Origin of the sequence: Schleiferilactobacillus perolens DSM 12744, from assembly GCF_001435585.1 — a bacterium.
GTDB lineage: Bacteria > Bacillota > Bacilli > Lactobacillales > Lactobacillaceae > Schleiferilactobacillus > Schleiferilactobacillus perolens.
In genome coordinates, this window is record NZ_AZEC01000035.1 from 1 (window position 1) to 2740 (window position 2740).

The following is a 2740-nucleotide window of genomic DNA, read 5'->3' on the forward strand; positions in this document are numbered from 1 at the left end:
GGACTTAACTTAACCGGCGGAAGCAGCGGAGAAAAGCGCTTTGGGTGTTTGATAGCCAGTTTGCCGGCGCGGTAAATTGTTTAGCTTTGACTCAACTGCTTGGATATCATGAGGACCCAAAATATCCATGGATAGACCCTTGGGTACATCGCGGCGGATCATTCGATTATGCGCTTCGTTAGTCCCACGCTCAGAGGAACGATATGGATGGGCATAATAAAGGTCAGCGACACCGGTAAGTACAGCGCCAACTTCCGAGAACTCAGCGCCATTATCGGCAGTAACTGACTTCATGATTGATCCGTATTCTTGACAGATCTTGGCCAGCTCATAGTTGACTGAATCGGCATCACGACCATCGATCAAACGTAGAATTTGGCAGCGGGATTGACGCTCGATCAGCGTTAAGATCACACTCTCTTGACCGTTGCGCTTGCCCACCACGGTGTCCAATTCGAAATGGCCGAACTCTTGGCGCTGGTCGATACTTTTAGGCCGTTCATCAATACTCCGTCCGGCCAGACGCTTGTGCTTGATCGAGTGATGATATTTAGCACGGTGGCGCGTTTTTTCGAGTAGATCAAGATTACGGACTTCAAGTAACTGGGCATCAATATAGTGGTATAGCGTCTTGGTCGAGACCATCTCCTCAGGTTGATATAAGCCTTCAAGTTTGGCCCGTCCTACTGCTGCATCAGGCGACCAACCATCTTGACGCAAATGAGTCGTAAAATAGTCGATAAAATCAGCGACACCGACGAGTTTCAAAGGTCGATGACAGTGGGCTCGATTAGCTTCGTACTTAGCTTGTGCTGTTTCTGGTGAGTATACAGCGTAATATTGGCGTTGACCATTCACTTTTTTTACTTGGTCGATCTCGCCGCGGCATAACTCAGTCGACGAGCTTTAGTGGCAATCAGTGATTGGTGATTGACGATATTTAAGACGAGCGTTTCAAGTAATTGCGCTTGCTCAAGTGGTCCAGTGATTGTCAATAGTGGTTCACGAGGAAAGACCGGGGTTCCTTCTGGAGACTGGCAAAGTAGGCGGCGGCTTTTTTTAACATATCACGCTCCAATGCTAATTCGGCATTTTCACGTTTTAAGGCACGGTTCTCAGCTTCTAAAGAAGCAAACGGCGTTTGCTTTCCATCTTCGGTATATAGCTTCCGCCAACGATACAGGGCACTTTCAGGAACACCAAGTTCGGAGGCAATGATTTTAACTGGTTTGGAAGAGTTAAAACTCAAACGTACCGCATTTTTCTTAAAATCTTGGTCGTAGCGATTGTGTGAATAGGTCATTTTGAGGACTCCTTTCGGATAAATCAATTCTCTTATGTTTCTGTCCGAAATTCTAGTACAGACCCTCCATAATTTGTATGCTCTTTTCTAGTACATATTTACGATAATTATTCGATTACCAAAAATGCCACCATTTTTTATTAGTTATATTTTTAGCTGCCTGTTTTTTTGCACCATCAGTTTTTGCAACTTGGCTTTTTTCTATACTTTCAAAATCTTCAACTGGGCCATCTAATTTTCGTAGGCGTTCTTTCAAATGGCGATCTTCTGCTACTGTTGCTAATTGTAATTGTTGTTGTTGGTCTATTAGTTTTGTTAAATGATCTATTTGTCTGTCTTTGCTACTTATTTGCTGGTCTTTGGTCGCAAGCTGTTTGTCACGTTGAGACTTTAAATCTGCTACCTCTTTTCTTAGAGTAGCAATTAGATCATTATTTTTTTTGCTAGTCTTTGTCGCTTTTTTGCTACCTATTTGTTGATCTTTTGCTACCAAAGGCTTTGCTACCTTGTCCCTAATAATCCTTTCAGCTGTAAGGCTAATCATGTTTTTACCTTGACTATCTTTTTGTTGGTTCTTTGTTGGTAGTCTTTGGTAGTGATATTGAATAGTTTGTTTAGAGACCTTCAATTCATCAGCAAGTTCTCTAATAGTTTTAGGCATGTTTTCCAAACCCCTTTCGGAGTTCAGCAAGTGCTTCTTGTCTTGCTTGATCTCTGATTTTTTGATCATGTTCAGCTTGTTTTTCAGCCAGTACCTGTTTTTCAGTAGAGCCTAAAGTTAGCCCCTTAACCTTGTCAATGGCGCGCCATTTTTCCTGTTCTGTTAATTCACCATTATGCTGAATGTTAAAGAGTTTTTGACGTTCATCTTGAAATTGACCTTGTGAGAAGTCGTTAGCGTCTTTCTTTTCAGGCTTCCAAGTAAAAGAATACCCAATCACTGGTTTCCCGCGGCCTTTACCATATTTTTTTCTAACCGTTAATCCTCTAAACAAAGGAGTTAATTCTTCTTTAATGGGTTTTATAACAAATTTATCGACGTTAGAGGGACTATTCCAGTAANAGTAGTTCTAAATTGTTTTAGTAACCGAAACATGGTTTTTGCGTAGCTACTTTTTAAATCTCTGAATTCTGATAAAGCATAACGAACCCAACTTTCCAGCTCATTTAATAATTTTATAGCTTTGGGGTAAATTTTAATATCAACATAAGGATCATCAGCATGGCCGTTTATCTCAAATTCGGTAAACATAACAAAAAATTCACGATGCAGCCCATCTTTACTACGTCTTCCAAAGCGTAAGCCTAAAATTTTTTGATAAGTACTTTCAATATCGTCAATAAATCGTATATTTGCTGTAGGTTTATATGCACTTAATTCTTTTAATTGATCAAATGAAAACCTTACAGTTTCGTCACCCTTGTCACGCATTCTAG

At 40.7% G+C, this 2740-nt stretch carries 1 protein-coding gene and 4 pseudogenes; all 5 read right to left on the reverse strand.

The window, feature by feature from the left end; translation table 11 throughout:
* Positions 1-9 precede the first annotated feature (9 nt).
* Positions 10-900: pseudogene (locus FD09_RS15335) on the reverse strand (IS30 family transposase); the annotation flags it as partial.
* Positions 882-1303, reverse strand: a pseudogene (locus FD09_RS15340) (transposase); the annotation flags it as partial. The pseudogenes FD09_RS15335 and FD09_RS15340, both read right to left, overlap by 19 nt.
* 115 nt (positions 1304-1418) lie before the next feature.
* Positions 1419-1964: a DUF536 domain-containing protein gene (locus FD09_RS15345; protein WP_057822555.1), complete on the reverse strand. Its 546-nt coding sequence runs from the start codon at positions 1962-1964 to the stop codon at positions 1419-1421.
* Positions 1957-2365: pseudogene (locus FD09_RS16820) on the reverse strand (replication initiation protein); the annotation flags it as partial. The pseudogene FD09_RS16820 and the gene FD09_RS15345, both read right to left, overlap by 8 nt.
* 1 nt (position 2366) lies before the next feature.
* A pseudogene (locus FD09_RS16825) lies at positions 2367-2740 on the reverse strand (replication initiation protein); the annotation flags it as partial.